Below are 25,193 nucleotides of genomic sequence, written 5' to 3'. Positions count from 1 at the left end.
TTTAGCGGCGATCCCGGCGTTTCAGCCACCAGCGCACCGCGAAGACCAGCACCAGCACCACAATAAGCCAGATCCAGTGGCGCAGGTGCTGGTCCAGGGCGTGCAGCCACGGCTCCAGCACTTCACCGCCCACATAGCCCAGAGTGGTGAAAATCAGCGCCCAGACGATGGCCCCTACAATGTTCAGCGGCAGGAAGATTTTCGGCGGCAGGCGGCTGGCACCGATCAGCAGCGGGCCGATGATGCGAAAGCCGTACATAAAGCGGGTGCCGATGACGAAAAGATAGGGGTGGCGCTGAATCAACTGCTGAGCGCGGTCGATTTTCTTCTGATGGCGGGAAAAGCGTCGCAGGATCGTCGGACCAAACCGCACCCCAATCAGGTAAAGAAGCTGGTCGCCGATCATGCCGCCCAGTGCCACCGCGGCTACCACCAGAGGAAAGCGAAGCAATCCCTGATGCGCCGCCACGCCACCCAGCAGGGTGATGGTTTCGCCTTCCGCTATGCTGCCGATAACCAGCGCGGCATAGCCATACTGTGCAATGAGAGTATTGATATCCATACGTTAAGCGTAGCGCAGGAAACGTTAACGTAATAACAACCAGCCGATTAAACCAATAACGGGGACGATGAGCCCGCAAAACAGGGCGCCTGTCGCCCAGACAAACGGGCCTAACTCTTCTTCTTTTTTGATATCGTCAAAGCGCGCCAGCGCGTGCTGGCCATCAGGGGCGGTAATCTCTTCAAACTGCCTGATATACCCCTGTTCAATCAACATCCTGGCGCCCTGCGCGTCGGCTTTATCCAGCGCCGCGACGCTATTTCCCTTTTTGAAAAAAATGAATTCCGCCATCTGAGATTCCCTCCCGTAAGCTGCTGTTTAGCAGGGATGAATATACCAGAGCGCTGAACCCGTCGCTGCATTTTTAGGCTGTATAAAAAATAATCTCAGGCCTGCATTATACTTGAGTTATCGCTAGCGGGCCGACAACAAGGGGGCGTTATGAACCATGTCTGGGGACTCTTTTCCCATCCCGATCGTGAAATGCACGTGATCAGAAGCGAAAACGAAACGGTCAGTCATCACTATACCCACCATGTGCTGCTGATGGCCGCCGTACCGGTGATTTGCGCGTTTATTGGTACCACGCAAATCGGCTGGGATTTTGACGACGGCAATGTAGTAAAACTCTCGTGGATGACCGGCCTGGCGCTGGCCGTGGTGTTTTACGCCCTGATGCTGGCGGGCGTGGCGGCAATGGGGCGGGTGATTTACTGGATGGCGCGCCGGTATCCGCAACGGCCATCGCTGACACACTGCATGGTATTCGCTGGTTACGTGGCAACCCCGCTGTTTCTGAGTGGGATTGTGGCGCTCTACCCGATCGTCTGGCTGTGTGCGCTGGTGGGGACGCTTGCGCTCTGTTACACCGGCTATTTGCTCTATATCGGCATTCCGACCTTCCTGAGTATCAACAAAGAAGAGGGGCGCAGTTTTTCCGGCTCGACCCTCGCCATCGGCGTGCTGCTGCTGGAAGTGCTGCTGGCGCTGACGGTTATTCTTTGGGGTTATGGATATCGTCTCTTCTGAGGTCACTGCATTGCTGGCGTAAATGCCAGCAATGCAGCATCTGTTCACGATTAACTACTGGTAGCAAGGCATCCGGACGGCTATGATGCCTTAGCCAGCCCGTGTTCTCGCTTCGGCCCGGGCGGCGTACGTTATTACGTGCATGAATAATTATCCGAAATCTCACCATGCTGAAATTCCGCGTTTCTTTACTGAGTCTTGCACTGTTGCTGGCTGTGCCAGTGGCGACCCCCGCGATCGCCAAACCTGCCGCTGTGGCTGCGGCGGCCCAGCCGGAGATTGCCTCCGGTAGCGCCATGATCGTCGATCTGGAAACCAACAAGGTGATCTACTCCAGCCACCCGAATCTGGTGCGCCCGATTGCTTCTATTACCAAATTAATGACGGCGATGGTGGTGCTGGATGCACGGCTGCCGCTGGATGAAAAACTGCGCGTCGACATCAGCCAGACGCCGGAAATGAAAGGGATTTACTCCCGTGTGCGTCTGAACAGCGAAATCAGCCGCAAAAACATGCTGCTGCTGGCGCTGATGTCCTCGGAAAACCGCGCCGCCGCAAGCCTGGCGCACCACTATCCGGGCGGCTATGACGCCTTTATCCGCGCCATGAACGACAAAGCGAAGGCACTGGGGATGACCCAGACGCGCTTTGTGGAGCCAACCGGCCTGTCGATCCATAACGTCTCGACGGCGCAGGATCTGACGAAGATGCTGATCGCCAGCAAGCAGTATCCGCTGATCGGCCAGCTCAGCACCACCCGTGAAGAGATGGCGACCTTCTCGAACCCGGCCTATACCCTGCCGTTTCGTAACACCAACCACCTGGTCTACCGCGATAACTGGAATATCCAGCTGACCAAAACCGGCTTTACCAACGCCGCGGGCCACTGTCTGGTGATGCGGACGGTCTTTAACGGCAAGCCGGTCGCGCTGGTGGTGATGGATGCGTTTGGCAAATATACCCACTTTGCCGACGCCAGCCGTCTGCGTACCTGGATTGAAACCGGAAAAGTCACCCCGGTTCCGGCCGCGGCCCTGAGCTACAAAAAGCAGAAAGCCGCGCAAATGGCCACCGCGCAGAACGATTGAGCTGTCTGTAATTGCCGGGTGGCGCTGCGCTTACCCGGCCTACAAAGCCCGTAGGCCCGCGCAAGCGAAGCGCCGCCGGGCAAAAACTACTCCGGCAGCGTCCAGTCACCGTCGTTGAGGGGACGCTGCAAAATCAGCGTATCGCGCCAGTCACCTTTCTTGTAACCCACGCTTCTGAGCTGTCCCGCCACTTCAAAGCCGTGCTTTTTATGCAGGCGTAACGAGCCGGCGTTGTTTGGCCCATCGCCCACCACGGCGATCATCTGCCGCCACGGGCCCTCTTCGCTGCGGGCGATCAGGGCGCTCAGCAGCGCGCTGCCAAAACCGCGCCCGGGGGTGCTGGCCTCGACGTAAATCGACTCTTCAAGGGTATAGCGGTAGGCGGGGCGAGCGCGATAGTGGGTGGCATAGCAGTAACCCACCACGATCCCGCGATAGAGCGCCACCAGCCACGGCAGACCCTGGCTGGTCACCGCGTTAATGCGATCCCGCATCTCGTCGACGGTAGGGGGAACTTCTTCAAAGGATGCGCGCCCGTTAAGGACATGCCAGGCGTAGATGGCAGCAATGGCATGCGCATCCTCGGCCCCGGCATCGCGTATCACAACGTCAGTTTCGGATAATGTTTCAACAGCCGACATGGTCTGCCCGCTCCTCGTTAAAAAAAGCCAGAGAAATGTTTCTCTGGCGACGTAAGGCTACTCTAGTCCTATTTATGTGGGCATAACAGCGCCCACGCGAGGGCTAACTGGTTTGATCAGTGGCTTGCGCGCCATCACGCGCTGTTTCCGGTTCGCCTGCCCAGTTTTTATGCTTGGTTGTTTTACCGATGCCGGGGTTCATGCTGTTTGTTGGGTCGTTAGCGCGATAAAACTGTTTTAATGCCTCCGGCGCTTCGTAAATGTGACCCACATTATGTTCCGCCGGATATTGCGCCCCGCGCGCCTGCAGCAGCTCCAGCATCTGCGCCTTCAGGGCGTGCGCATCGACCCCTTTTTTGACGATGTAATCCTGATGGAAGACGTAGCACATAAAGTGGCCGTAATAGAGCTTATGCACCAGCTGGCTGTCGATCTCCGGCGGCAAGTGCTCAAACCATTCGGTATCGTTGCGGCGCAGGGCGATATCCAGGGCCAGAATATCCTCCACCTCGTCGGCGTGAACCGCCTGATAGCGGATCGCGGCCCCGGCGGCGGCGAAGCGGTGTAAAAAGGCCTTGCTGCCTTCTTCCGGCGTGCAGGCAAAGAAGTCGCCCTCGGCGGTTTTGAAGAACTCCGCCAGCCAGCTCTGCGCTTCGGCAATGCCGTCGCCCGCCATTTTCAGCAGCAGGTGATGCTCGTACTTATCGCGCCAGCTCTTCATGCGCGGCGGCAGATGCGCCGGGAAGGCGTTGCCCAGCTTCTGCATAAAGCGGTCGGTAAAGTTAGGTTTAAACAGCGACACCTTCTCCAGCATCGCATCGGTGCGTCCCTTCATGGTAAAGAAGAAGGGCATCTTGTCGGTGCCGAGCTTGTCGATCATCAGGAAAGTATCTTTGCCGTAGCGCTCGGCAATGTCGTAGATATCCCGGTGCATATATTCCCCGGCGACCGGCAGATGGGTGAACTCCCCGAGAATATGGCGGCGGATGGTGGTCAGCACGTCCGGCTGGTTGGTGCCGATATAGAACACCTGCTGGCGTTTCTCCGCCGGGAAGGTGTCCAGGCGCACGGCGAAGACCGCCAGCTTGCCGGCACAGCCGGAGGATTCAAACAGACGATCCGGGTCGGCGTTGTAGCGCGCCGGGGTGTCGGCATCAATCTCGCGCACCCGGGTGATGTAATCATGATCGTGGGCGTGACGTCCGTCGTGCAGCACGTCGCTCTCTTTCACGCGGTCGTCATCCAGCTTGCTGAGGATCTGCTCCGGCGTCACCCCCAGGTCGATGCCCAGATGGTTCACCAGCGTCAGCTTGCCCTGTTCGTCAATGCGGGCGAAGAGCGACATTTCGGTATAGGCCGGGCCGCGCTGCACCAGCGAGCCGCCGGAGTTGTTGCAGATCCCGCCGATCACCGAGGCGCCAATACAGGAGGAGCCAATCACCGAGTGCGGCTCGCGGCCCAGCGGCTTCAGCGCCTTCTCCAGCGAATAGAGCGTGGTGCCTGGATAAGCCAGCACCTGCTCGCCCTTATCCAGCAGATGCAGCTTGTCGAGGCGCAGGGTGCTGATAATCACAATGTCGCGATCGTAATCGTTGCCGTTCGGCGTGGAGCCTTCGGTCAGGCCGGTGTTGGCCGCCTGCATCAGAATAATTTTGTCAGCCTCGACGCAGGCGCTGAGCACCCGCCACAGTTCCAGCAGCGTGCCCGGGAACACCACCGCCAGCGCGTCCCCTTGCCCGGAGCGAAAGCCCTTGCGGTAGCGGGCAGTTTTCGCGGCGTCGGTAAGCAGGTGCGCATGACCTACCAGACGTGCCAGGTCGTTTATAAAGTTGGTGTTATCGTGCAGTCGTTCAGAAGACATCGTCCACCCCTTGTGGTTATTCAAATGCGTCGTCGAAAATCATAGCGCGATTAATGTTTATGCGAACGACTATTCGCCAGAAAAATCAGAGAATAAACCCTGCAACGTTAACAGGGTTTATGGCACACTGCGCTTTTCGTACGGTCTGGCCGCGACTATCCGGCGGTTATTGATGAGAGAGTAAACGAGATGAAATGGCTTTGTTCTGTAGGGGTAGCTGTAAGTCTGGCGCTGCAACCCGCGCTGGCTGACGACCTGTTTGGCAATCATCCGCTAACGCCGGAAGCCCGGGACGCCTTTGTGACCGATCTGCTCACAAAGATGTCGGTAGACGAGAAAATCGGCCAGCTGCGCCTGATCAGCGTCGGACCGGATAATCCAAAAGAAGCCATTCGCGAGATGATCAAAAACGGGCAGGTAGGGGCGATCTTCAACACCGTCACCCGCCAGGATATCCGCAAAATGCAGGATCAGGTGATGGAACTTAGCCACCTGAAAATCCCGTTATTCTTCGCCTATGACGTGGTCCACGGCCAGCGTACCGTCTTCCCGATCAGCCTGGGCCTGGCCTCCTCCTTTAACCTCGAGGCGGTGAAAACCGTCGGCCGCGTGTCGGCCTACGAGGCGGCGGACGATGGCCTGAACATGACCTGGGCGCCAATGGTGGACGTCTCCCGCGATCCGCGCTGGGGCCGCGCCTCGGAAGGGTTCGGGGAAGACACTTACCTGACCGCGACGATGGGCAAAACCATGGTGGAAGCGATGCAGGGCAAAAGCCCGGCGGATCGCTACTCGGTCATGACCAGCGTCAAACACTTCGCCGCCTATGGCGCCGTCGAAGGCGGAAAAGAGTACAACACCGTCGACATGAGCCCGCAGCGCCTGTTCAACGACTATATGCCGCCGTACAAAGCCGGTCTTGATGCCGGAAGCGGCGCGGTGATGGTGGCGCTGAACTCCCTGAACGGCACGCCGGCGACCTCCGACAGCTGGCTGCTGAAAGATATCCTGCGCGATAAGTGGGGCTTTAAGGGCATCACCGTCTCCGATCACGGGGCGATCAAAGAGCTTATCAAGCACGGCACCGCCGCCGATCCGGAAGATGCGGTGCGCGTGGCGCTGAAGTCCGGCATCAACATGAGCATGAGCGACGAGTACTACAGCAAGTACCTGCCGGGTCTGGTGAAGAGCGGTAAGGTCACTATGGCGGAGCTGGACGACGCCACGCGCCATGTTCTGAACGTCAAATATGACATGGGGCTGTTTAACGATCCGTACAGCCACCTGGGGCCGAAAGAGTCCGATCCGGTGGATACCAACGCCGAAAGCCGATTGCACCGCAAAGAGGCGCGTGAGGTCGCGCGTGAAAGCCTGGTGCTGCTGAAAAACCGTCTCGACACGCTGCCGCTGGCGAAATCCGGCACCGTGGCAGTGGTCGGCCCGCTGGCCGACAGCAAGCGCGACGTGATGGGCAGCTGGTCTGCCGCAGGCGTGGCGGATCAGTCCGTTACCGTGCTGACCGGCATCAAAGACGCGTTGGGTGACAAGGGCAAAGTGATTTACGCCAAAGGGGCCAACGTCACCAGCGATAACGACATCGTCACCTTCCTCAACCAGTATGAAGAGGCGGTGAAGGTCGATCCGCACTCCGCCCAGGAGATGATTGACGAGGCGGTTAACGCCGCGAAGCAGTCCGATGTGGTGGTGGCCGTGGTGGGTGAAGCCCAGGGGATGGCGCATGAAGCGTCGAGCCGGACCGATATCACCCTGCCGCAGAGCCAGCGCGATCTGATCGCCGCCCTGAAAGCCACCGGTAAGCCGCTGGTGCTGGTGCTGATGAACGGCCGTCCGCTGGCGCTGGTGAAAGAAGATCAGCAGGCAGACGCGATTCTGGAAACCTGGTTCGCCGGTACCGAGGGCGGTAACGCCATTGCCGACGTGCTGTTTGGTGACTACAACCCGTCGGGCAAACTGCCGATGTCCTTCCCGCGCTCCGTCGGGCAGATCCCTGTGTACTACAGCCACCTGAACACCGGTCGCCCGTATAACGCCGACAAACCGAACAAGTACACCTCGCGCTACTTCGACGAAGCTAACGGTCCGCTCTATCCGTTTGGTTACGGCCTGAGCTACACCACCTTTACCGTTTCTGAGGTGAAAATGTCTGCTCCGACCATGAAGGCGGACGGCACGGTGACCGCCAGCGTCGAGGTTACCAACACCGGTAAACGCGAAGGGGAGACGGTTGTCCAGATGTACGTTCAGGATGTGACCGCCTCCATGAGCCGTCCGGTGAAACAGCTGCGAGGCTTTGAGAAGGTGAACCTGAAACCGGGCGAAACCAAAACCATCAGCTTCCCGATTGACGTGGATGCGCTGAAGTTCTGGAACCAGCAGATGAAATACGACGCTGAGCCAGGCAAATTCAACGTCTTTATCGGTACGGATTCAGCCCGCGTGAATAAGGGCGAGTTCGAGCTGCTGTAAAATCGCCGGGCAATAGCTAAACCAGGCCGCCATACACAATTTGTGAATGGCGCGCTAAAACCCTGGTTATCGACTACGCTTTTCTCTCAAGCGTCTGAAAAAGGCGGCAAAATCATGAGGAAAGCGGAATGACTATCTTTAAGGGGATTGTTGGTTCAACGGCGCTGCTGGCGGCGTTGAGCCTGCCATTACAGGCGGCGGAGCCGGTTAAGGTCGGGTCGAAAATTGATACGGAAGGCGCGCTGCTGGGCAACATCATTTTGCAGGTGCTGGAGAGTCACGGCGTTAAAACCGTCAATAAAGTGCAGCTGGGCACCACCCCGGTGGTACGCGGGGCCATCACCTCGGGCGAGCTGGATATCTACCCGGAATACACCGGCAACGGGGCCTTCTTCTTCAAAGATGAAAATGACCCGGCGTGGAAAAACGCGAAGAACGGCTACGAGAAAGTCAAAAAACTCGATGCCGAGCAGAACAAGCTGATCTGGCTGACTCCGGCCCCGGCCAACAACACCTGGACCATCGCGGTTCGCAAGGACGTGGCGGAGAAAGGCAAGCTCACCTCGCTTGAGGATCTCAGCCGCTACCTGAAAGAGAAGGGCGATTTCAAACTCGCAGCTTCAGCCGAATTTATCGAGCGCCCGGACGCTCTCCCTGCCTTTGAAAAAGCCTACGACTTCAAGCTCGATCAGAGCCAGCTCCTCTCCCTGGCGGGGGGCGATACGGCGGTGACCATTAAAGCGGCGGCCCAGCAAACTTCGGGCGTCAACGCGGCGATGGCCTACGGCACCGACGGCCCGGTCGCGGCACTGGGCCTGCAAACCCTCACCGATCCGAAAGGCGTTCAGCCTATTTACGCCCCGACGCCGGTCGTGCGCGAGGCGGTGCTGAAGGCATACCCGGAGCTGGACGCCTGGCTGAAGCCGGTATTTGAAACGCTGGATGAAAAAACGCTGCAGCAGCTCAATGCCAGCATTGCAGTGGAAGGGCTGGATGCCAAAAAAGTGGCGGCAGATTACCTGAAGCAAAAAGGGCTGGTGAAATAACCCGCCGCAGGACTGCGCTGTGCCGATAAAATGTCATAACCGCGTGCTGCTGCTGATGGCGCTTATTGCCCTTGCAGCAGCCGCGTTACCCTTTGTGAATTTTGCCCCGAACCGGCTGGTGTCCGGGGAAGGGCGCGCCGTCTGGCAGGTCTGGACGTTTTCCCCTGCGCTGCTGCTCATCCCGTTCTGCCTGTTGCTGGGGCTGACGCTGGTTCGCGGGCGCTGGGCTTTAGCGTCGACGCTGGTGGTCTGCGAACTGCTGTTTGCCGGGCTGGTCTGGAGCGCGGGGCTTGCCGCCTCGCATCTTGCCAGCAGCGAGAGCCCGCTGGCGCGTACCGCCGTGGGCAGCGGCCTGTGGCTCTGGATGGCGCTTTGCCTGCTGGCCTGTAGCGATGCTATTCGCAGGCTCAGCCCGCAGCCGCTCTGGCGCTGGCTGCTGCAGGCGCAAATCTGGATCCTGCCCTTGCTGCTGCTGTTCAGCGGCGAACTCAACGCCCTCTCGCTGATGAAAGAGTACGCCAACCGACAGGATGTCTTTAACGATGCCGGGCAGCAGCATCTCACCCTGCTGCTGGGTACTCTGGTTCCGGCGCTGCTGATTGGCGTGCCGCTGGGGCTCCTCTGTTATCGCCGCCCGGCCTCTCAGGGGCCGGTATTCGCGGTGCTGAACGTCATTCAGACTGTTCCCTCCGTGGCGCTGTTCGGCCTGCTGATTGCTCCGCTCGCCGGGCTGACCCGCGCCTGGCCGTGGCTTTCGTCGCTGGGTATTGCCGGGACCGGCATGACCCCGGCGCTGATCGCCCTGGTGCTTTATGCCCTACTGCCGCTGGCGCGCGGGGTGCTGGCGGGGCTCAGCCAGGTGCCTGCCGAGGTGCTGGAGAGCGCCGACGCCATGGGGATGAACAGCCGCCAGCGCTTCTGGCAGATCCAGCTTCCGCTGGCGCTGCCGGTGCTGCTGCGCGGACTGAGGGTGGTGGCGGTACAAACCGTGGGGATGGCGGTGATCGCGGCGTTAATCGGTGCCGGAGGATTCGGGGCGCTGGTGTTCCAGGGGCTGCTGAGCAGCGCCCTGGATCTGGTGCTGCTGGGCGTCATACCCACCATCGTGCTGGCGGTGGTGGTGGATGCGCTGTTTGCGCTGTGGATAGCCCTGCTGCGAAGGAGAACCAATGATTGAATTTCATGATGTAAGTAAAACCTTTGCCGGGGAGCCCGCGGTCAGCAATCTGGATCTGACCTTTGCCGAAGGCGCTTTTTCGGTGCTGGTGGGCACCTCGGGCTCGGGTAAATCGACCACCCTGAAGATGATCAACCGGCTGGTGGAGCACGACAGCGGCCTGATCCGCTTTGCCGGGCAGGAGATCCGTAGCCTGCCGGTGCTGGAGCTGCGTCGCCGGATGGGGTACGCCATTCAGTCCATCGGCCTGTTTCCGCACTGGACGGTGGCGCGTAATATCGCCACCGTGCCGCAGCTGCAAAAGTGGTCGCGGCAAAAAATTGACGATCGGGTGGATGAGCTGATGGCGCTGCTGGGGCTGGATCCGGGGCTGCGCGAGCGCTTCCCGCACCAGCTCTCAGGCGGCCAGCAGCAGCGGGTTGGGGTGGCGCGAGCGCTGGCCGCTAATCCGGAAGTGCTGCTGATGGATGAACCCTTTGGCGCGCTCGACCCGGTGACCCGCAGCGCGCTGCAGCTGGAGATGACCCGTATTCACCGCATTCTGGGCCGTACCATCGTTCTGGTGACCCACGATATCGACGAGGCGCTGCGCCTGGCGGATTACCTGGTGCTGATGGACAGCGGCAGGGTGGTGCAGCAGGGCACGCCGCTGGAGCTGCTTACCCGGCCCGCGAACAGCTTCGTGCGCGAGTTTTTTGGCCGCAGCGAGCTGGGCGTACGCCTGCTGTCGCTGCGCACGGTGGGCGAATCGATGCGCCCGGACATCACCCCAGGCGAAAGTCCGCTGCGGGCCTCCATGAGCCTGCGCGATGCGCTCTCGGCGTTTGTCAGCCAGGGATGCGAAAGCCTGCCGGTGGTGGACGAAGAGGAAAGAGCGTGCGGCACGTTGTACTTTCGCGATCTGCTGATCCGGGAGGCAACATGAGGTGGCTACGCGATCCGCTCCTGTGGCTGGTGGCGCTGTTTGTCGCACTCCTGCTGCTGATGCCCTACAGCGCGCCGCTCTTCAGCACGCTGTTCCCGGAGCTGCCGCGTCCGGTCTATCAGCAGGAGAGCTTCGTTACCCTGACGCTCGCCCACTTCTGGCTGGTGGGCGCCTCAAGCGTCTTTGCCATCGTGCTGGGGGTTGGGGCCGGAATTGCGGTCACGCGACCGGCAGGGCGCGAGTTTCGCCCGCTGGTGGAGACTATCGCCGCCGTCGGCCAGACCTTTCCGCCGGTGGCGGTGCTGGCGATTGCGGTGCCGGTGATGGGCTTTGGTCAGCAGCCGGCGATAATCGCGCTGATCCTCTATGGCGTCCTGCCGATTTTGCAGGCGACGCTTGCCGGGCTGGCGGCAGTACCCGCAGCGGCAATCAGCGTGGCAGAAGGGATGGGGATGAGTGGCTGGCAGCGTCTGCGTAACGTCGAGCTGCCGCTCGCCGCGCCGGTGATGCTGGCCGGGATCCGCACCTCGGTGATCGTCAATATTGGCACGGCGGCCATTGCTTCAACGGTGGGGGCGAATACGCTGGGAACGCCGATCATTATCGGCTTAAGCGGCTTTAATACCGCCTATATTATCCAGGGCGCGCTGCTGGTGGCGCTGGCGGCGATTGTGGTGGATCGCGCTTTTGAGCGGCTGGCGAGAAGCCTCAGCCGACACCGCCACGGACAATAAACGAATAACCTGCCAGCATCACGCCACCAATACCGCTGACGGCCATGAGAAAGAACAGGGTGATAACCGCGACTTTGGTTGCCTTCATAATGTGCTCCTGATGTTAACAGGGCGATTATACGGTGAAGCGCGGGTGTTAATGAACCATTAATTGCCTTTCAGCGGGAAGACCGGGTAACCGTGCTCCTGCCACTGGGTCAGCTGCAGCTCCTGTGCCGCCGTCGGTGATTCACCGCACCACACCAGCAGCGTCTGTCCGTCGAACAGCTCCGGGCGCAGCTGCACAAGGGAGTGCGCCAGCACGTCGACGCGCCAGCCCTGCTGGGCGGCAATCCACGCTTCCAGCCACAGGCGTGTGGTGTCGTGCACGTTCCAGCCAACCACCAGCGCATCCTTGCTGTTCTTCTTTCGCGCTGCCGCCAGACAGATACAGATGTAGTTGATCAGCACCCCGTCCAGCGCGCTCAGCAGCGCCTGCAGCGTGGGCTGCTGCGACTGCAACCGCCTTCGTAACGGAATAAAGAGTTGGGTAATTAAGGTTTGCGCAGGGTATTCGCTGCCTCGCTCCTTGATCCACACGCGCAGGCGATGCAGATGGCCGGACTGCAGATAACGCAGCAGCACCTCCTGCTGTTCGCGCCAGATGTCCAGTTCGTCCTGACCTTCCGGGCTCAACAACGTTTTGACCTTCCCGACCTGCACGCCGTTATCGATCCAGCCTTTGATCTCGCGGATCCGGTCGATATCCGCATCCGTAAACAGCCGGTGTCCGCCGTCGGTTCGCTGTGGTTTAAGCAACCCGTAACGACGCTGCCATGCGCGTAACGTCACTGGATTGATATCACACAGGAGTGCCACTTCCCCTATCGTGTAGAGCGCCATGTTATCCCCCGGCTTGCACATACCCAGATTAACTGTAGACGCAGAATGCTGAACCAGGAAGGATTGCTCTTTTTTTGCACAAATAATGCGAATATCAGATTATGTTCGGCAAAAGGTGTGATGGGTGGCACGAAAACACATTTTCATGCTTTTACTGCAAAGAAAGTTAATGCGCTTCGGTGTATGTTACGCGCTTTTAGAATTTCCGGTTTGTGGGCATGTACGAATTTAATCTGGTGTTGCTGCTGCTTCAGCAGATGTGTGTGTTTCTGGTCATCGCGTGGCTGATGAGTAAAACACGCCTGTTCATCCCCCTGATGCAGGTCACCGTCCGACTGCCGCACAAGCTGCTCTGCTACGTTACCTTCTCCATCTTCTGCATTCTCGGCACCTATCTGGGCCTGCACATTGAAGACTCCATTGCCAACACCCGTGCCATTGGCGCGGTGATGGGCGGCCTGCTCGGCGGCCCGGTGGTCGGCGGGCTGGTGGGGCTGACCGGCGGTTTACACCGCTACTCGATGGGCGGGATGACGGCGTTGAGCTGTATGATTTCGACCATTGTCGAAGGTCTGCTTGGCGGCCTGGTTCACAGCGTGATGATCCGCCGCGGTCGCCCGGATAAGGTCTTTAGCCCCCTCACCGCAGGGGCTATCACCCTGGTGGCCGAGCTGGTGCAGATGCTGATCATTTTGCTGATCGCCCGCCCGTTCGAGGATGCCCTGCATCTGGTGGGCAGCATTGCCGCGCCGATGATGGTCACCAACACGGTCGGCGCCGCGCTGTTCATGCGCATTCTCCTCGATAAGCGGGCGATGTTTGAGAAGTATACCTCGGCGTTTTCAGCGACGGCGCTGAAGGTCGCGGCCTCGACGGAGGGGATCCTGCGTCAGGGCTTTAACGAAGAGAACAGCATGAAGGTGGCGCAGGTCCTGCACCAGGAGCTGGATATCAGCGCGGTCGCCATCACCGATCGCGAAAAGCTGCTGGCCTTTACCGGCACCGGGGACGATCACCACCTGCCGGGCAGACCGATTTCGTCCGCGTATACGCTTCGTGCAATTGAGACCGGTGAGGTAGTCTACGCCGACGGTAACGAAGTGCCGTACCGCTGCTCCCTGCATCCGCAGTGCAAGCTGGGTTCGACGCTGGTGATCCCGCTGCGCGGCGAAAATCAGCGGGTGATGGGCACCATCAAGCTCTACGAGGCGAAAAACCGCCTGTTCAGCTCCATCAACCGTACCCTTGGGGAGGGGATCGCCCAGCTGCTCTCGGCGCAGATCCTGGCCGGACAGTATGAGCGGCAGAAGGCGCTGCTCACCCAGTCGGAGATCAAGCTCCTGCACGCGCAGGTGAACCCGCATTTTCTGTTTAACGCCCTCAATACCCTGAAGGCGGTGATCCGCCGGGACAGCGAGCAGGCGACGCAGCTGGTGCAGTTTCTTTCGACCTTTTTCCGCAAAAACCTGAAGCGGCCTTCGGAAATCGTCACCCTTGCGGATGAAATTGAGCATGTGAACGCCTATCTGCAAATTGAGCAGGCCCGGTTCCAGTCGCGCCTGCAGGTCACATTGTCGGTGCCGGATGAACTGGCCTGGCAGCAGCTGCCGGCCTTCACCCTGCAGCCGATCGTTGAGAATGCGATTAAGCATGGCACCTCCCAGCTGTTGGGTATCGGAGAGATTGCCATCACCGCCAGCCGCTTTAATCGCTATCTGGTGCTGGATATTGAAGACAATGCCGGGCTCTACGCTACGGCAAAAGAGGGGGGCGGCCTGGGAATGGGGCTGGTGGATAAACGCCTGCGCGCCCATTTCGGTGAGGATTGCGGCATTACCGTCACCTGCGAGCCCGACAGCTTTACCCGCATAACCTTAAGACTGCCCCTGGAGGAACACGCATGTTGAATGTGCTGATTGTCGATGATGAGCCTTTAGCGCGAGAAAACCTGCGGTTTTTGCTGCAGGAGCACAGCGATATTGAGATTGTCGGCGAGTGCGCCAACGCCATCGAAGCGATTGGCGCGGTGCATAAGCTGCGCCCCGACGTGCTGTTTCTGGATATCCAGATGCCGCGCATCAGCGGCCTGGAGATGGTGGGCATGCTCGACCCGGAGCATCGCCCCTATATTGTGTTTCTCACCGCCTTTGATGAGTACGCGGTTAAGGCGTTCGAAGAGCACGCCTTCGACTATCTGCTGAAACCCATCGAAGAGCCGCGGCTGGAGAAAACGCTCAATCGCCTGCGCCAGGAGCGCAGCGTGCAGGATGTGTCCCTGCTGGCGGAACACCAGCAGCCGCTGAAGTTTATTCCCTGCACCGGCCACAGCCGAATCTGGCTGCTGCAGATGGAGGATGTGGCGTTTGTCAGCAGCCGGATGAGCGGGGTGTATGTGACCAGCCATGAAGGCAAAGAGGGCTTTACCGAACTGACGCTGCGCACCCTGGAGAGCCGTACCCCGCTGCTGCGCTGCCATCGTCAGTACCTGGTGAACATGGCGCATCTGAAAGAGATCCGCCTTGAGGAGAACGGACAGGCGGAACTGGTCCTGCGCGCCGGGCAGACGGTGCCGGTCAGCCGTCGCTATCTGAAGAGTTTGAAAGAGGCGATAGGGCTGTAAAACTGCTACACTGCGCGCCATTGCATCATCGACACTCGAAGGCTCTATGCTCAGTAATGATATTCTTCGTAGCCTGCGCTACACCCTGAAAGCCAATAACAACGACATGGTGCGCATTCTTGCGCTTGCCGACATGGAATCCACCTCGGCCGGGTTCGACACCTGGATGACCAAAGAGGAGGAGGACGGTTTTGTTCGCTGCCCTGACATCATCCTTTCCGGTTTTTTGAATGGCCTGATTTATGACAAGCGCGGCAAAGATGAATCTGCGCCTGAGCTTGCGCTGGAGCGTCGGGTGAACAACAACACGGTGCTGAAAAAGCTGCGTATCGCCTTCTCGTTGAAAACCGACGACATTCTGGCGATTATGACCGAGCAGAAATACCGCGTCTCGATGCCGGAAATTACCGCCATGATGCGCGCCCCGGATCATAAAAATTACCGCGAGTGCGGGGATCAGTTCCTGCGTAATTTCCTGCGCGGCCTGACCCATCGGGTGCACCACCCGAAACCGTGATTTTTGCCCGGCGGCGCTGCGCTTGCGCGGGCCTGCGGGTTGGTAGGCCGGGTAAGGCAAAGCCGCCACCCGGCAAAAAAGCGATAAAAAAAGCCGGAGATAATCTCCGGCTTTTTCGTTTATTTCACCTGATGACCAGGCAGCGCACCGCTGTCCGGGCTTAACAGGAAGATATCTTTCCCGCCAGGCCCTGCGGCCATCACCATCCCTTCCGAGATACCGAAGCGCATTTTACGCGGCGCGAGGTTGGCGACCATTACGGTGTGGCGACCGATCAGCACCTGCGGGTCCGGATAGGCGGAGCGAATGCCGGAGAAGACGTTGCGCTTCTCGCCGCCCAGATCGAGGGTCAGGCGCAGCAGCTTGTCGGAGCCTTCAACAAATTCCGCGTTCTCGATCAGCGCCACGCGCATATCGACTTTAGCGAAATCGTCAAACGTGATGGTCTCCTGAATCGGATCGTCCGCCAGCGGGCCGGTAACCGGTGCGGCAGCGGCTTTCACCTCTTCTTTAGAGGCATCAACCAGGGCTTCAACCTGCTTCATCTCGATACGGTTGTAGAGCGCCTTGAACGCGTTCAGCTTGTGGCCGAGCAGCGGCTGATTAATGCTGTCCCAGCTCAGTTCGGTGTTCAGGAAGGCTTCAGTACGCGCGGCCAGCTGCGGCAGAACCGGCTTCAGATAAGACATCAGCACGCGGAACAGGTTGATACCCATGGAGCAGATCGCCTGCAGGTCGGCATCGCGGCCTTCCTGTTTGGCGACAACCCACGGCGCCTGCTCGTCAACGTAGCGGTTTGCCAGGTCGGCCAGGGCCATGATTTCACGCACGGCTTTGCCGAACTCGCGGCTTTCCCAGGCTTCACCAATCACGGCAGCCGCGTCGGTGAAGGTTTTGTACAGCTCAGGATCCGCCAGCTCAGCCGCCATCACGCCGTCGAAACGCTTGGCGATAAAGCCCGCGTTACGGGAGGCCAGATTCACCACTTTGTTGACGATGTCGGCGTTCACGCGCTGAACGAAATCTTCCAGGTTCAGGTCGATATCGTCGATACGGGAAGAGAGCTTCGCCGCGTAGTAGTAGCGCAGGCTGTCGGCATCGAAGTGGTTCAGCCAGGTGCTGGCTTTGATAAAGGTGCCGCGGGATTTGGACATCTTCGCGCCGTTCACCGTCACATAGCCGTGGACGAACAGGTTGGTTGGCTTGCGGAAACCGCTGCCTTCAAGCATTGCCGGCCAGAACAGGCTGTGGAAGTAAACGATGTCTTTGCCGATGAAGTGATACAGCTCGGCGTCGGAATCTTTCTTCCAGTATTCGTCGAAGCTGGTGGTGTCGCCACGCTTGTCGCACAGGTTCTTGAAGGAGCCCATGTAGCCGATTGGCGCATCCAGCCAGACGTAGAAATATTTGCCCGGTGCGTTCGGGATTTCGAAACCGAAGTACGGCGCATCGCGGGAGATATCCCACTGCTGCAGGCCGGATTCAAACCACTCCTGCATTTTGTTCGCCACCTGCTCCTGCAGCGCGCCGCTGCGGGTCCAGGCCTGCAGCATTTCGCTGAATGACGGCAGGTCGAAGAAGAAGTGTTCGGAGTCACGCATCACAGGCGTTGCGCCGGAAACCACGGATTTCGGCTCAATCAGCTCGGTCGGGCTGTAGGTTGCGCCGCACACTTCGCAGTTGTCGCCATACTGATCCGGTGACTTACATTTCGGGCAGGTGCCCTTCACGAAACGGTCCGGCAGGAACATGCCTTTTTCAGGATCGTAGAGCTGAGAGATGGTGCGGTTTTTGATAAAACCGTTCTCTTTCAGACGGGTGTAGATCAGCTCCGACAGTTCGCGGTTTTCGTCGCTGTGCGTGGAGTGATAGTTGTCATAGCTGATGTCGAAGCCAGCAAAATCGGTCTGATGCTCCTGACTCATTTCAGCAATCATCTGCTCAGGGCTGATACCAAGCTGCTGGGCTTTCAGCATGATTGGGGTGCCGTGTGCGTCGTCTGCACAGATGAAGTTTACCTGATGGCCGCGCATTCGCTGGTAACGGACCCAGACATCAGCCTGGATATGCTCCAGCATGTGGCCGAGGTGGATTGAGCCGTTAGCGTACGGCAGAGCGCACGTCACCAGAATTTTTTTCGCGACTTGAGTCATAGTAAGCATTACTTCTTTGGTAGTGAAAAGGGTTTTGATAGTACCAAAAGGGGCATTATTAAGTAAGCACAAACCATGGCCTTTCAGGTAAACTTGTTCAACAAAGGTCTTATCCACAAAAACAAAAGGAGTCGGGATGAGTTCTCAATCCCAGGCCAAATCACCGGAAGCCTTGCGCGCAATGGTCGCCGGGACGCTGGCTAATTTTCAGCACCCCACCCTGAAGCACAATCTCACCACGCTGAAAGCGTTACATCACGTGGCGTGGCTGGATGACACTCTGCATGTCGAGCTGCATATGCCTTTCGTCTGGAACCATGCGTTCGAGACGCTGAAAGAGCAAACCAGCGCCGAGCTGCTGCGTATCACCGGGGCGAAGGCTATTGACTGGAAATTGACCCATACCATCGCCACGCTGAAACGGGTGAAAAACCATCCGGGCATCAATGGCGTGAAAAATATCATCGCGATCAGCTCCGGCAAGGGCGGGGTAGGGAAGTCCTCTACCGCCGTGAACCTGGCGCTGGCGCTGGCCGCTGAAGGGGCGAAAGTCGGTATTCTCGATGCCGATATCTATGGCCCGTCAATTCCTAACATGCTGGGCGCGGAAAATCAGCGCCCGACCTCGCCGGATGGCACCCATATGGCGCCGATTATGGCGTACGGACTGGCGACTAACTCCATTGGCTATCTGGTCACTGACGATAATGCCATGGTGTGGCGCGGGCCGATGGCCAGCAAAGCGCTAATGCAGATGCTGCAGGAGACGATGTGGCCGGATCTCGATTATCTGGTGCTGGATATGCCGCCGGGCACTGGTGACATTCAGCTGACGCTGGCGCAGAACATCCCGGTTACCGGGGCGGTGGTCGTGACTACGCCACAGGATATCGCGCTGATCGACGCCAAAAAAGGGATCGTGATGTTCGAGAAGGTCGACGTGCCGGTGCTGGGCATCGTTGAAAACATGAGCATGCATATCTGCAGCAACTGCGGTCATCATGAGGCCATCTTCGGTACCGGCGGGGCAGAAAAACTGGCCGCGCAGTGTCACACCCAGCTGCTGGGTCAGATGCCGCTGCACATTACGCTGCGTGAAGATCTCGATAGCGGTAAGCCGACCGTGGTCAACCATCCTGAAAGTGAATTTACGGAGATGTATCGCCAGCTGGCAAATCGCGTTGCCGCCCAGCTTTACTGGCAGGGTGAGGTGATCCCAGCGGATATCTCATTCCGCGCGGTGTAACGCTTTTGCGCGGGTGCTAACACAAAAACGGTCACCTCAGGTGACCGTTTTGCTTTTACCTCGCCACCCGGCACAACAAACGATTAACGGTGATAGAAAATATCGCCGTTATAGGCTTTGTAGATCTTGCCGTCAGTATCGCCCACCAGCACGTAGTTCTCGCCCATGTAGGTCCAGTGCGTGCCTGCGTCCGGTGCAGGAAGATTACGCAGGTTATATTGCTTGATGGTGTACTCAGGTGTCAGGTACTGCGCCGGGGCGAAATCACCAATCTTATATTTCGTAAAATCGGCTACAAACTCCTGTTCCTCATAGGCCTGGATGCCAGAGGGCGCCGCTGTGGCTTGTGGGGCAGCAAAGGCTGCACTCGCCAGTGACATCAATACGCCCAGAAGTAGAATTTTACCTTTAGTCATTTTTTCTCCAGATTTACCGTGGCCATTACTCTTGTTTTGCCGTTTCGTGGCTGAGCAACAGAGAGTCTATTTTATGTTTTGCCGTTTGGCTAAGCTGGTAAAAAATGTAACAAATCAACACATCCTTGCCACCAACAGGGCCGAATTAATTATTTGTGACGCAAATTTTTCATTAAATCGAATTTGTGTAATGTATTATTAATTTTATAAAATCTGAAAGTGACGCTTTAGGGGCATAATAGCCGTTATTGTACTGTATAATTCTTTCCCTGAAATGCTTATGATGTGTGTTAGTTAATTTGCGTTTTTTGGTTTTCCTCTTATTTAAAGATAATACCAGACAGTTATCAACATGGTTGGTGCTTTTCTTTTATCGGGTTTTTTTGTAAGTGATTAATTGTAATTGATATTTTATTTTTAATGATGTGGCTAATTTAATGTGAGCTACAAGGAAGTTATAGGGCTATTAACGGAATATAATAGAGCATCCATTATTAATGACAATCCCACTCCGCAACAGTGCAGCTTTTATTTGCGCAATATTATTATCGGGCTGCACCCTTATGCCCGGCCAACATATAAATATATCTGGAAAAAATAACGTTGCTGTTAAAGACAACCCGCTTGATTTGGATAAGAAAGTGGACGTCTGGCCTTTGACGCCTTCAGTGATTGAGCAGCTTCGCACCAACCAGGTAAAATCTCAGGCAAATCCGAATCTCGATGAACAGCTAAAACGTTGGGAATACCGGATCGGCCCCGGGGACGTGCTAATGATCACCGTCTGGGATCACCCCGAGCTCACCACGCCTGCCGGTCAGTATCGCAGCGCCAGCGACACCGGCAACTGGGTGGGCGCAGACGGAACGATCTTCTATCCCTACGTCGGCAAACTCCATGTCGCCGGAAAGACCCTCGCCCAGGTGCGCGAAGAGATCACGGTCCGGCTGGACATAGTCATTGAAAGCCCGCAGGTCGACGTCAGCATTGCGGCGTTTCGTTCACAAAAGGCCTATGTCACTGGCGAAGTGGTGAAATCCGGGCAGCAGCCAATTACCAATATTCCCCTGACCATCATGGATGCGATTAACGCGGCGGGGGGCCTTTCGACGGATGCAGACTGGCGAAACGTGGTGCTGACCCATGACGGCCAGGACACGCGAATTTCGCTGCACGCCCTGATGCAGCACGGCGATCTGACGCAAAACAGATTGCTGTGGCCGGGCGATATCCTGTTTGTACCGCGCAATGACGCCCTGAAAGTCTTTGTGATGGGCGAAGTGGTGAAACAGAGCACCCTGAAGATGGATCGCAGCGGCATGACGCTGGCAGAAGCCCTGGCAAATGCCGGTGGTATGAATCAGGACATGGCTGATGCGAGCGGCATCTTCATCATCCGCTCCACCGGCAAAAACAGTAAGGACGGTAAAATCGCGAACATTTATCAGCTGAATGCCCGCGATGCGTCGGCTATGGTGCTCGGCACTGAGTTTCAGCTCCAGCCCTACGATATCGTCTACGTCACCACAGCCCCTGTCTCACGCTGGAACCGGGTAATTACGCAGCTGGTGCCTACCATCAGCGGCGTGCATGACCTGACCGAAACCGTGCGCTTTATCAGGTCGTGGCCTGAATAATGATCCAGTCAATTCTGGTGGTATGCACGGGAAACATTTGTCGCTCTCCGATTGGCGAGCGGCTTTTGCAACAAAAGTTGCCCACATTTACCATCGCCTCGGCGGGTATCTGCGGTCTGGCCGGACGTCCGGCGGACAGTCATGCGCAGAAAATAGCCAGCACCTATGGAATCTCGCTGGAGGATCACGCTGCGCGTCCACTGACGGCGGTAATGATGCGGGAATACGATCTGATCCTTGCTATGGAATCCGCGCAAATAAACCGTATTTCGCTTATTGCGCCGGAAATGCGTGGCAAAACCCTGCTGTTCGGCCAATGGCTCAGGCAACAGGAGATCCCCGATCCGTACGGTAAAAGCATGGAAGCATTTGAGTATGTTTTTCGCCTGCTTGGCGAAGCAAGTCAGGAATGGGCCAACCGACTTACAGTTAAGGGATTACGTACATGTCGTCGAAAATCGTAAATGCGCAGGCTTATTCTGTTGATAATCATGAGCTGGATCTGGCGCGGCTTCTGGGAGAATTAATTGATCATCGCGTGTCTGTTTTTATTTGTACGCTACTGTTTGCGCTCAGCGGCGTGCTCTATGCGTTATTTGCATCGCCGGTATATATTGCAGATGCCCTGGTGCAAATTGAAGAGAAGCAGCAGAACAGCCTGCTCAAATCGTTAAATCAGCTATCGCCCACTTTCACTCAGGACTCATCTGCTGAAATTCAGCTGCTGAAATCCCGCATGATCCTTGGCGAAACCGTGGACGCGTTGCGCCTGCGTGATGAGATAACCCCGATCCGCTTCCCTCTGGCAGGAGAGGGCTGGGCGAGGTTGAGCGGCCAGCCAGCCGTCTCCCTGATGCTCGACAGTCTGACGCTCCCCGCCACGCCGGGTAAAGCGATGTCGCTGACCCTCACTGCTGAAAGCAACGGTAAATATCGTCTTGAAGGGGAAGGGATTAACCTGCAGGGGAGCGTCGGGGCGTTGGTGCAACAGGCGGGCGTGACGATTAAGGTTCGTGAGTTGTCGGCACCGCCAGGAACCCGTTTTCGGGTGAGTCAGCGTTCGCAGCTTGAAGCCATCAACGCCCTGAGCCGCCAGTTTACCGTGACGGAGCAGGGTAAGGAGAGTGGGATCCTCACGCTGAGCATGACGGGGTCGAATCCCGACCAGATCGCCAACATTCTGAACCACATTGCCGAGAGCTATCTGAGACAAAACATTGCCCGCCAGGCGGCGCAGGATTCGCAAAGCCTTGATTTTCTGCAGCGCCAGCTGCCGCAGGTGCGCAGCGAACTGGAGCTGGCAGAAGAGCGGCTGAACACCTACCGTAAACAGCGCGACTCGGTGGATCTATCGCTCGAGGCAAAAGCTGTGCTGGAGCAGATCGTTAACGTCGATAATCAGCTCAATGAATTAACCTTCCGCGAAGCGGAAGTGTCGCAGCACTATAAAAAAGATCACCCGACCTATCGCGCACTGCGCGAGAAGCGTCAGACGTTAGAGCAGGAAAGGGTGCGGCTGAACAAACGGGTCAGTGCAATGCCGTCGACCCAGCAGCAGATCGTACGCCTCAGCCGCGACGTGGATTCTGGTCGCGCCGTCTATCTTCAGCTGCTGACGCGCCAGCAGGAGCTGAACATCTCCCGCTCCAGCGCCATTGGCAACGTGCGTATCATTGACCAGGCGGCCACCCACCCGGTTCCAATAAAGCCGCGTAAGGCGCTTGTTGTCATGCTCATGACAATTTTTGGCGCGTTCCTTTCTGTGGGCCTGGTGCTGGCGAAATCCGCTCTGAGACGGGGGATTAACTCGCCGGAGCAGCTCGAAAGCGAAGGGATTAATGTCTATGCCACCTTACCGCGCTCGGAATGGTTAAACAGTAAAACCCGTTTAGGCGGGAGATATTTCTTCCGCTACTGCTTCAGGCATAAAACCTCAGGCGTGCCCTTTTTGCCCGTCGACCAACCGCTGGATATTTTTGTCGAGGCGGTGCGCGGATTACGCACCAGCCTGCATTTCGCCATGATGGATGCCGGGAACAACATTCTCATGTTCAGCGGCCCGGGCCAGGACTGCGGTAAAACCCTGGTCAGTACGTCGCTGGCGGCGCTGGTGGCACAGGTGGATCAGCGGGTGCTATTCGTTGATGCGGATATGCGTAAAGGCTACGTGCACAACATTCTGGGGCTTAATAATGATAAGGGGTTATCTGACGTCCTGTCAGGCAAAGTGTCCTTCACCCAGGCCGCCCAGACCTTTACCAGCGGCAATTTCGACGTGGTGACCTGCGGTCAGTACCCGCCGAATCCGTCTGAACTGCTGATGCACAGCCGTTTCCGAGAATTTATGGCCTGGGCGAGTGAGCATTACGATATCGTGATTGTCGATACGCCGCCGATCCTGGCGGTGACTGACGCGGCATTAGTGGGGAGTATTGCGGCATCTACGCTGCTGGTCGCCCGCCACAACATCACGACCGTGCGGGAGATGCTGATCAGTCAACGGCGTTTGCAGCAGATGGGGGTGAATATCAAAGGTGCCATTCTGAATGACGTTGTGAAGTCTGCAGCCAACTATTACAGCGAGAGTTACGGCACCTACAGCTACGTCTCGCAACACGACGCAGAGAAAAAATAGGGCTAAGAGCAGTGAAGAAGGGAAAGAAATCCGGCGGCAGGGCGCCGCCGGATAGAACAACTTACTTAGCCAGCAGCTCGCGCGCCGTGCGTTCCACCAGTGACAGCAGGACTTTAACATCCTCCAGGGTCACAACCGGGTTCAGCAGGGTCAGCTTCAGGCAGGTGATACCGTTATGCTCGGTAACCCCGACGTTAGCGCGGCCGGATTCCAGCAGGGCATCGCCAATTTTCTGGTTGAGCAGCGCGATGGCCGCGTCATCCAGCTGATGCTCAGGACGGAAGCGGAACAGAACGCTCGCCAGCTGTGGCGGCATGACCAGCTCCAGCAGCGGCTGTTCGGTTACATACGCGGCAACCTGCTGCGCCATGGTGACACCGTGATCGATGATCTCCGCGTATTTCTTCTCGCCCAGCGCTTCCAGACTCATCCACAGCTTCAGCGCGTCGAAACGACGGGTGGTCTGCAGGGATTTGGATACCAGGTTTGGCACGCCAGCCTCTTCGTCAAACTCAGAGTTCAGGTACGCCGCCTGATAGCGCATCAGCTCATAGTGACGCGCCTCTTTCAGCAGGAACGCGCCGCAGCTGATGGTCTGGAAGAACTGCTTGTGGAAGTCCAGAGTCACGGAATCCACCAGCTCGATACCATCGAGGTAATCGCGATACTTCTCGGACATCAGCAGCGCGCCGCCCCATGCCGCATCGACGTGAACCCAGATATTCTGCTTTGCCGCCAGCTCTGCAATCGCACGCAGCGGATCGATAGCGCCCGCGTCCGTGGTACCTGCAGTGGCAACGATCGCCAGAATCTGTTCGCCGTTGGCATTGCACTGCTCAATTTTCGCGGCCAGATCGTTCAGATCCATACGCGAACATTCGTCAGTTTTAACCTGGATAACGGACTGGTAGCCCAGACCCATCAGCGCCATATTCTTCTGTACGGAGAAGTGTGCGCTGTCGGAGCAGAGAACACGGATCTTACGCAGATCGCCCACCAGACCATCCTGCTGGACGGAGTGGCCCTGACGCGCGAAGAAGGCATCGCGCGCCAGCATCAGACCCATCATGTTGCTCTGGGTGCCGCCGCTGGTGAAAACGCCCGCGTCGCCCGCCTGATAACCCAGGCGGGTACGCAGCCACTCGATCAGTTTTATCTCGATAATGGTCGCAGACGGGCTCTGATCCCAGGAGTCCATGCTCTGGTTAGTGGCGTTGATCATCACTTCCGCCGCCTGGCTTACCACCAGGCTCGGGCAGTGAAGATGCGCCACACACTGCGGATGATGCACCGCCAGGCTGTCTTTCAGGAAATATTCAACGGCGCGCTCGATAGCGGTTTCGTTGCCCAGCCCTTCCGGGCTGAAGTCCAGGTTAATACGTTCGCGCAGCTCGGCGACCGTTTTACCCTGGTACATTTCCGGCTGTTTCAGCCACTGCATGACCGCCTGGGTGCTCTGCTCGATGGCCTGCTGATAGGCTTCGATGCTTTGCGCCGAGGACGACAAAATCGGGTTTAAATCTGACATTGTATCCAT

Annotated in this window: 23 protein-coding genes; 14 read left to right on the top strand and 9 right to left on the bottom strand. The window is 57.7% G+C overall.

Going from position 1 to position 25,193, the window contains the following annotated elements; translation table 11 throughout:
• Position 1 precedes the first annotated feature (1 nt).
• Positions 2 to 562 (bottom strand): DedA family protein, encoded by a 561-nt coding sequence (locus FHN83_RS03550; RefSeq protein WP_039031074.1) that lies wholly within the window; start codon positions 560 to 562, stop codon positions 2 to 4.
• Between the two features lie 24 nt (positions 563 to 586).
• Positions 587 to 853 carry a hypothetical protein gene (locus FHN83_RS03545; protein ID WP_139563241.1) on the bottom strand — a complete coding sequence of 89 codons (267 nt, stop codon included), beginning with the start codon at positions 851 to 853 and terminating at the stop codon, positions 587 to 589.
• Between the two features lie 150 nt (positions 854 to 1,003).
• On the opposite strand from FHN83_RS03545, the gene FHN83_RS03540 reads away from it, so the two are divergent.
• Together FHN83_RS03540 and pbpG are read left to right on the top strand one after the other, a co-directional pair.
• Positions 1,004 to 1,591, top strand: coding sequence for a Yip1 family protein (locus tag FHN83_RS03540; RefSeq protein WP_039031076.1), 588 nt, complete (start codon positions 1,004 to 1,006; stop codon positions 1,589 to 1,591).
• 167 nt (positions 1,592 to 1,758) lie between these two features.
• Complete coding sequence (gene pbpG, locus FHN83_RS03535; protein WP_139563240.1) at positions 1,759 to 2,679, top strand: D-alanyl-D-alanine endopeptidase; 921 nt, start codon at positions 1,759 to 1,761, stop codon at positions 2,677 to 2,679.
• Between the two features lie 86 nt (positions 2,680 to 2,765).
• On the opposite strand, the gene FHN83_RS03530 is transcribed toward pbpG, so the two are convergent.
• Positions 2,766 to 3,320 (bottom strand): GNAT family N-acetyltransferase, encoded by a 555-nt coding sequence (locus FHN83_RS03530; RefSeq protein ID WP_039031078.1) that lies wholly within the window; start codon positions 3,318 to 3,320, stop codon positions 2,766 to 2,768.
• A 103-nt stretch (positions 3,321 to 3,423) separates the two neighbouring features.
• Complete coding sequence (gene dld / locus FHN83_RS03525; protein ID WP_139563239.1) at positions 3,424 to 5,181, bottom strand: D-lactate dehydrogenase; 1,758 nt, start codon at positions 5,179 to 5,181, stop codon at positions 3,424 to 3,426.
• A 189-nt stretch (positions 5,182 to 5,370) separates the two neighbouring features.
• On the opposite strand from dld, the gene bglX reads away from it, so the two are divergent.
• From bglX to FHN83_RS03500, 5 genes are all read left to right on the top strand, one after another.
• Complete coding sequence (bglX, locus tag FHN83_RS03520) at positions 5,371 to 7,668, top strand: beta-glucosidase BglX (RefSeq protein WP_139563238.1); 2,298 nt, start codon at positions 5,371 to 5,373, stop codon at positions 7,666 to 7,668.
• Positions 7,669 to 7,796: 128 nt separating this feature from the next.
• A complete protein-coding gene (locus tag FHN83_RS03515; RefSeq protein ID WP_039031081.1) occupies positions 7,797 to 8,714 on the top strand; it encodes an ABC transporter substrate-binding protein in 918 nt (305 codons plus the stop codon).
• Between the two features lie 19 nt (positions 8,715 to 8,733).
• A complete protein-coding gene (locus FHN83_RS03510; protein WP_309241903.1) occupies positions 8,734 to 9,891 on the top strand; it encodes an ABC transporter permease in 1,158 nt (385 codons plus the stop codon).
• Positions 9,884 to 10,816, top strand: coding sequence for an ABC transporter ATP-binding protein (locus FHN83_RS03505; protein WP_139563237.1), 933 nt, complete (start codon positions 9,884 to 9,886; stop codon positions 10,814 to 10,816). Before FHN83_RS03510 ends, FHN83_RS03505 begins: the two co-directional genes overlap by 8 nt.
• Positions 10,813 to 11,550, top strand: coding sequence for an ABC transporter permease (locus FHN83_RS03500; RefSeq protein ID WP_039031084.1), 738 nt, complete (start codon positions 10,813 to 10,815; stop codon positions 11,548 to 11,550). The genes FHN83_RS03505 and FHN83_RS03500 overlap by 4 nt, the downstream gene beginning before the upstream one ends.
• Here FHN83_RS03500 and FHN83_RS03495 read toward each other — a convergent pair.
• A complete protein-coding gene (locus tag FHN83_RS03495) occupies positions 11,525 to 11,638 on the bottom strand; it encodes a protein YohO (protein WP_072036698.1) in 114 nt (37 codons plus the stop codon). The two genes, FHN83_RS03500 and FHN83_RS03495, sit on opposite strands and share 26 nt — an antisense overlap.
• Before the next feature lie 59 nt (positions 11,639 to 11,697).
• Positions 11,698 to 12,432, bottom strand: coding sequence for an HTH-type transcriptional regulator MlrA (gene mlrA, locus FHN83_RS03490; protein WP_138369931.1), 735 nt, complete (start codon positions 12,430 to 12,432; stop codon positions 11,698 to 11,700).
• A 218-nt stretch (positions 12,433 to 12,650) separates the two neighbouring features.
• On the opposite strand from mlrA, the gene FHN83_RS03485 reads away from it, so the two are divergent.
• Genes FHN83_RS03485 through FHN83_RS03475 form a run of 3 tightly spaced genes read left to right on the top strand, consistent with a single transcriptional unit; the run spans position 12,651 to position 15,569 of the window.
• Entirely contained in the window at positions 12,651 to 14,339 is a 1,689-nt protein-coding gene (locus FHN83_RS03485) for a sensor histidine kinase (protein ID WP_039031120.1), read from the top strand.
• Positions 14,333 to 15,052, top strand: a complete 720-nt coding sequence (gene btsR, locus FHN83_RS03480; protein ID WP_039031086.1) for a two-component system response regulator BtsR — start codon at positions 14,333 to 14,335, stop codon at positions 15,050 to 15,052. Before FHN83_RS03485 ends, btsR begins: the two co-directional genes overlap by 7 nt.
• Before the next feature lie 46 nt (positions 15,053 to 15,098).
• On the top strand, positions 15,099 to 15,569 hold the full coding sequence (locus tag FHN83_RS03475) for a DUF1456 family protein (protein ID WP_139563236.1): 471 nt from the start codon (positions 15,099 to 15,101) through the stop codon (positions 15,567 to 15,569).
• Between the two features lie 119 nt (positions 15,570 to 15,688).
• Here FHN83_RS03475 and metG read toward each other — a convergent pair whose 3' ends face one another.
• Positions 15,689 to 17,722: a methionine--tRNA ligase gene (metG, locus tag FHN83_RS03470; protein ID WP_039031088.1), complete on the bottom strand. Its 2,034-nt coding sequence runs from the start codon at positions 17,720 to 17,722 to the stop codon at positions 15,689 to 15,691.
• Between the two features lie 136 nt (positions 17,723 to 17,858).
• Between metG and apbC the strand changes: the two genes are divergently transcribed.
• Positions 17,859 to 18,968, top strand: coding sequence for an iron-sulfur cluster carrier protein ApbC (apbC, locus tag FHN83_RS03465; RefSeq protein ID WP_139563235.1), 1,110 nt, complete (start codon positions 17,859 to 17,861; stop codon positions 18,966 to 18,968).
• 83 nt (positions 18,969 to 19,051) lie between these two features.
• Here apbC and FHN83_RS03460 read toward each other — a convergent pair whose 3' ends face one another.
• Positions 19,052 to 19,384, bottom strand: coding sequence for an RcnB family protein (locus FHN83_RS03460; protein ID WP_039031090.1), 333 nt, complete (start codon positions 19,382 to 19,384; stop codon positions 19,052 to 19,054).
• A gap of 497 nt (positions 19,385 to 19,881) precedes the next feature.
• Between FHN83_RS03460 and FHN83_RS03455 the strand changes: the two genes are divergently transcribed.
• From FHN83_RS03455 to FHN83_RS03445, 3 genes are read left to right on the top strand one after another with little or no spacing between them, the layout of a single operon-like run.
• Complete coding sequence (locus tag FHN83_RS03455; protein WP_139563234.1) at positions 19,882 to 21,021, top strand: polysaccharide export protein; 1,140 nt, start codon at positions 19,882 to 19,884, stop codon at positions 21,019 to 21,021.
• Complete coding sequence (locus tag FHN83_RS03450) at positions 21,021 to 21,485, top strand: protein-tyrosine-phosphatase (protein ID WP_039031091.1); 465 nt, start codon at positions 21,021 to 21,023, stop codon at positions 21,483 to 21,485. Before FHN83_RS03455 ends, FHN83_RS03450 begins: the two co-directional genes overlap by 1 nt.
• Complete coding sequence (locus tag FHN83_RS03445; RefSeq protein WP_139563233.1) at positions 21,467 to 23,656, top strand: polysaccharide biosynthesis tyrosine autokinase; 2,190 nt, start codon at positions 21,467 to 21,469, stop codon at positions 23,654 to 23,656. The genes FHN83_RS03450 and FHN83_RS03445 overlap by 19 nt, the downstream gene beginning before the upstream one ends.
• Before the next feature lie 61 nt (positions 23,657 to 23,717).
• Here FHN83_RS03445 and FHN83_RS03440 read toward each other — a convergent pair whose 3' ends face one another.
• Positions 23,718 to 25,184: a pyridoxal phosphate-dependent decarboxylase family protein gene (locus FHN83_RS03440; RefSeq protein WP_039031093.1), complete on the bottom strand. Its 1,467-nt coding sequence runs from the start codon at positions 25,182 to 25,184 to the stop codon at positions 23,718 to 23,720.
• Positions 25,185 to 25,193: the final 9 nt, after the last annotated feature.

Source organism: Leclercia adecarboxylata (assembly GCF_006171285.1).
GTDB classification, from domain to species: Bacteria; Pseudomonadota; Gammaproteobacteria; order Enterobacterales; family Enterobacteriaceae; genus Enterobacter; species Enterobacter barmai.
This window is presented reverse-complemented; position numbering and strand designations above follow the sequence as displayed.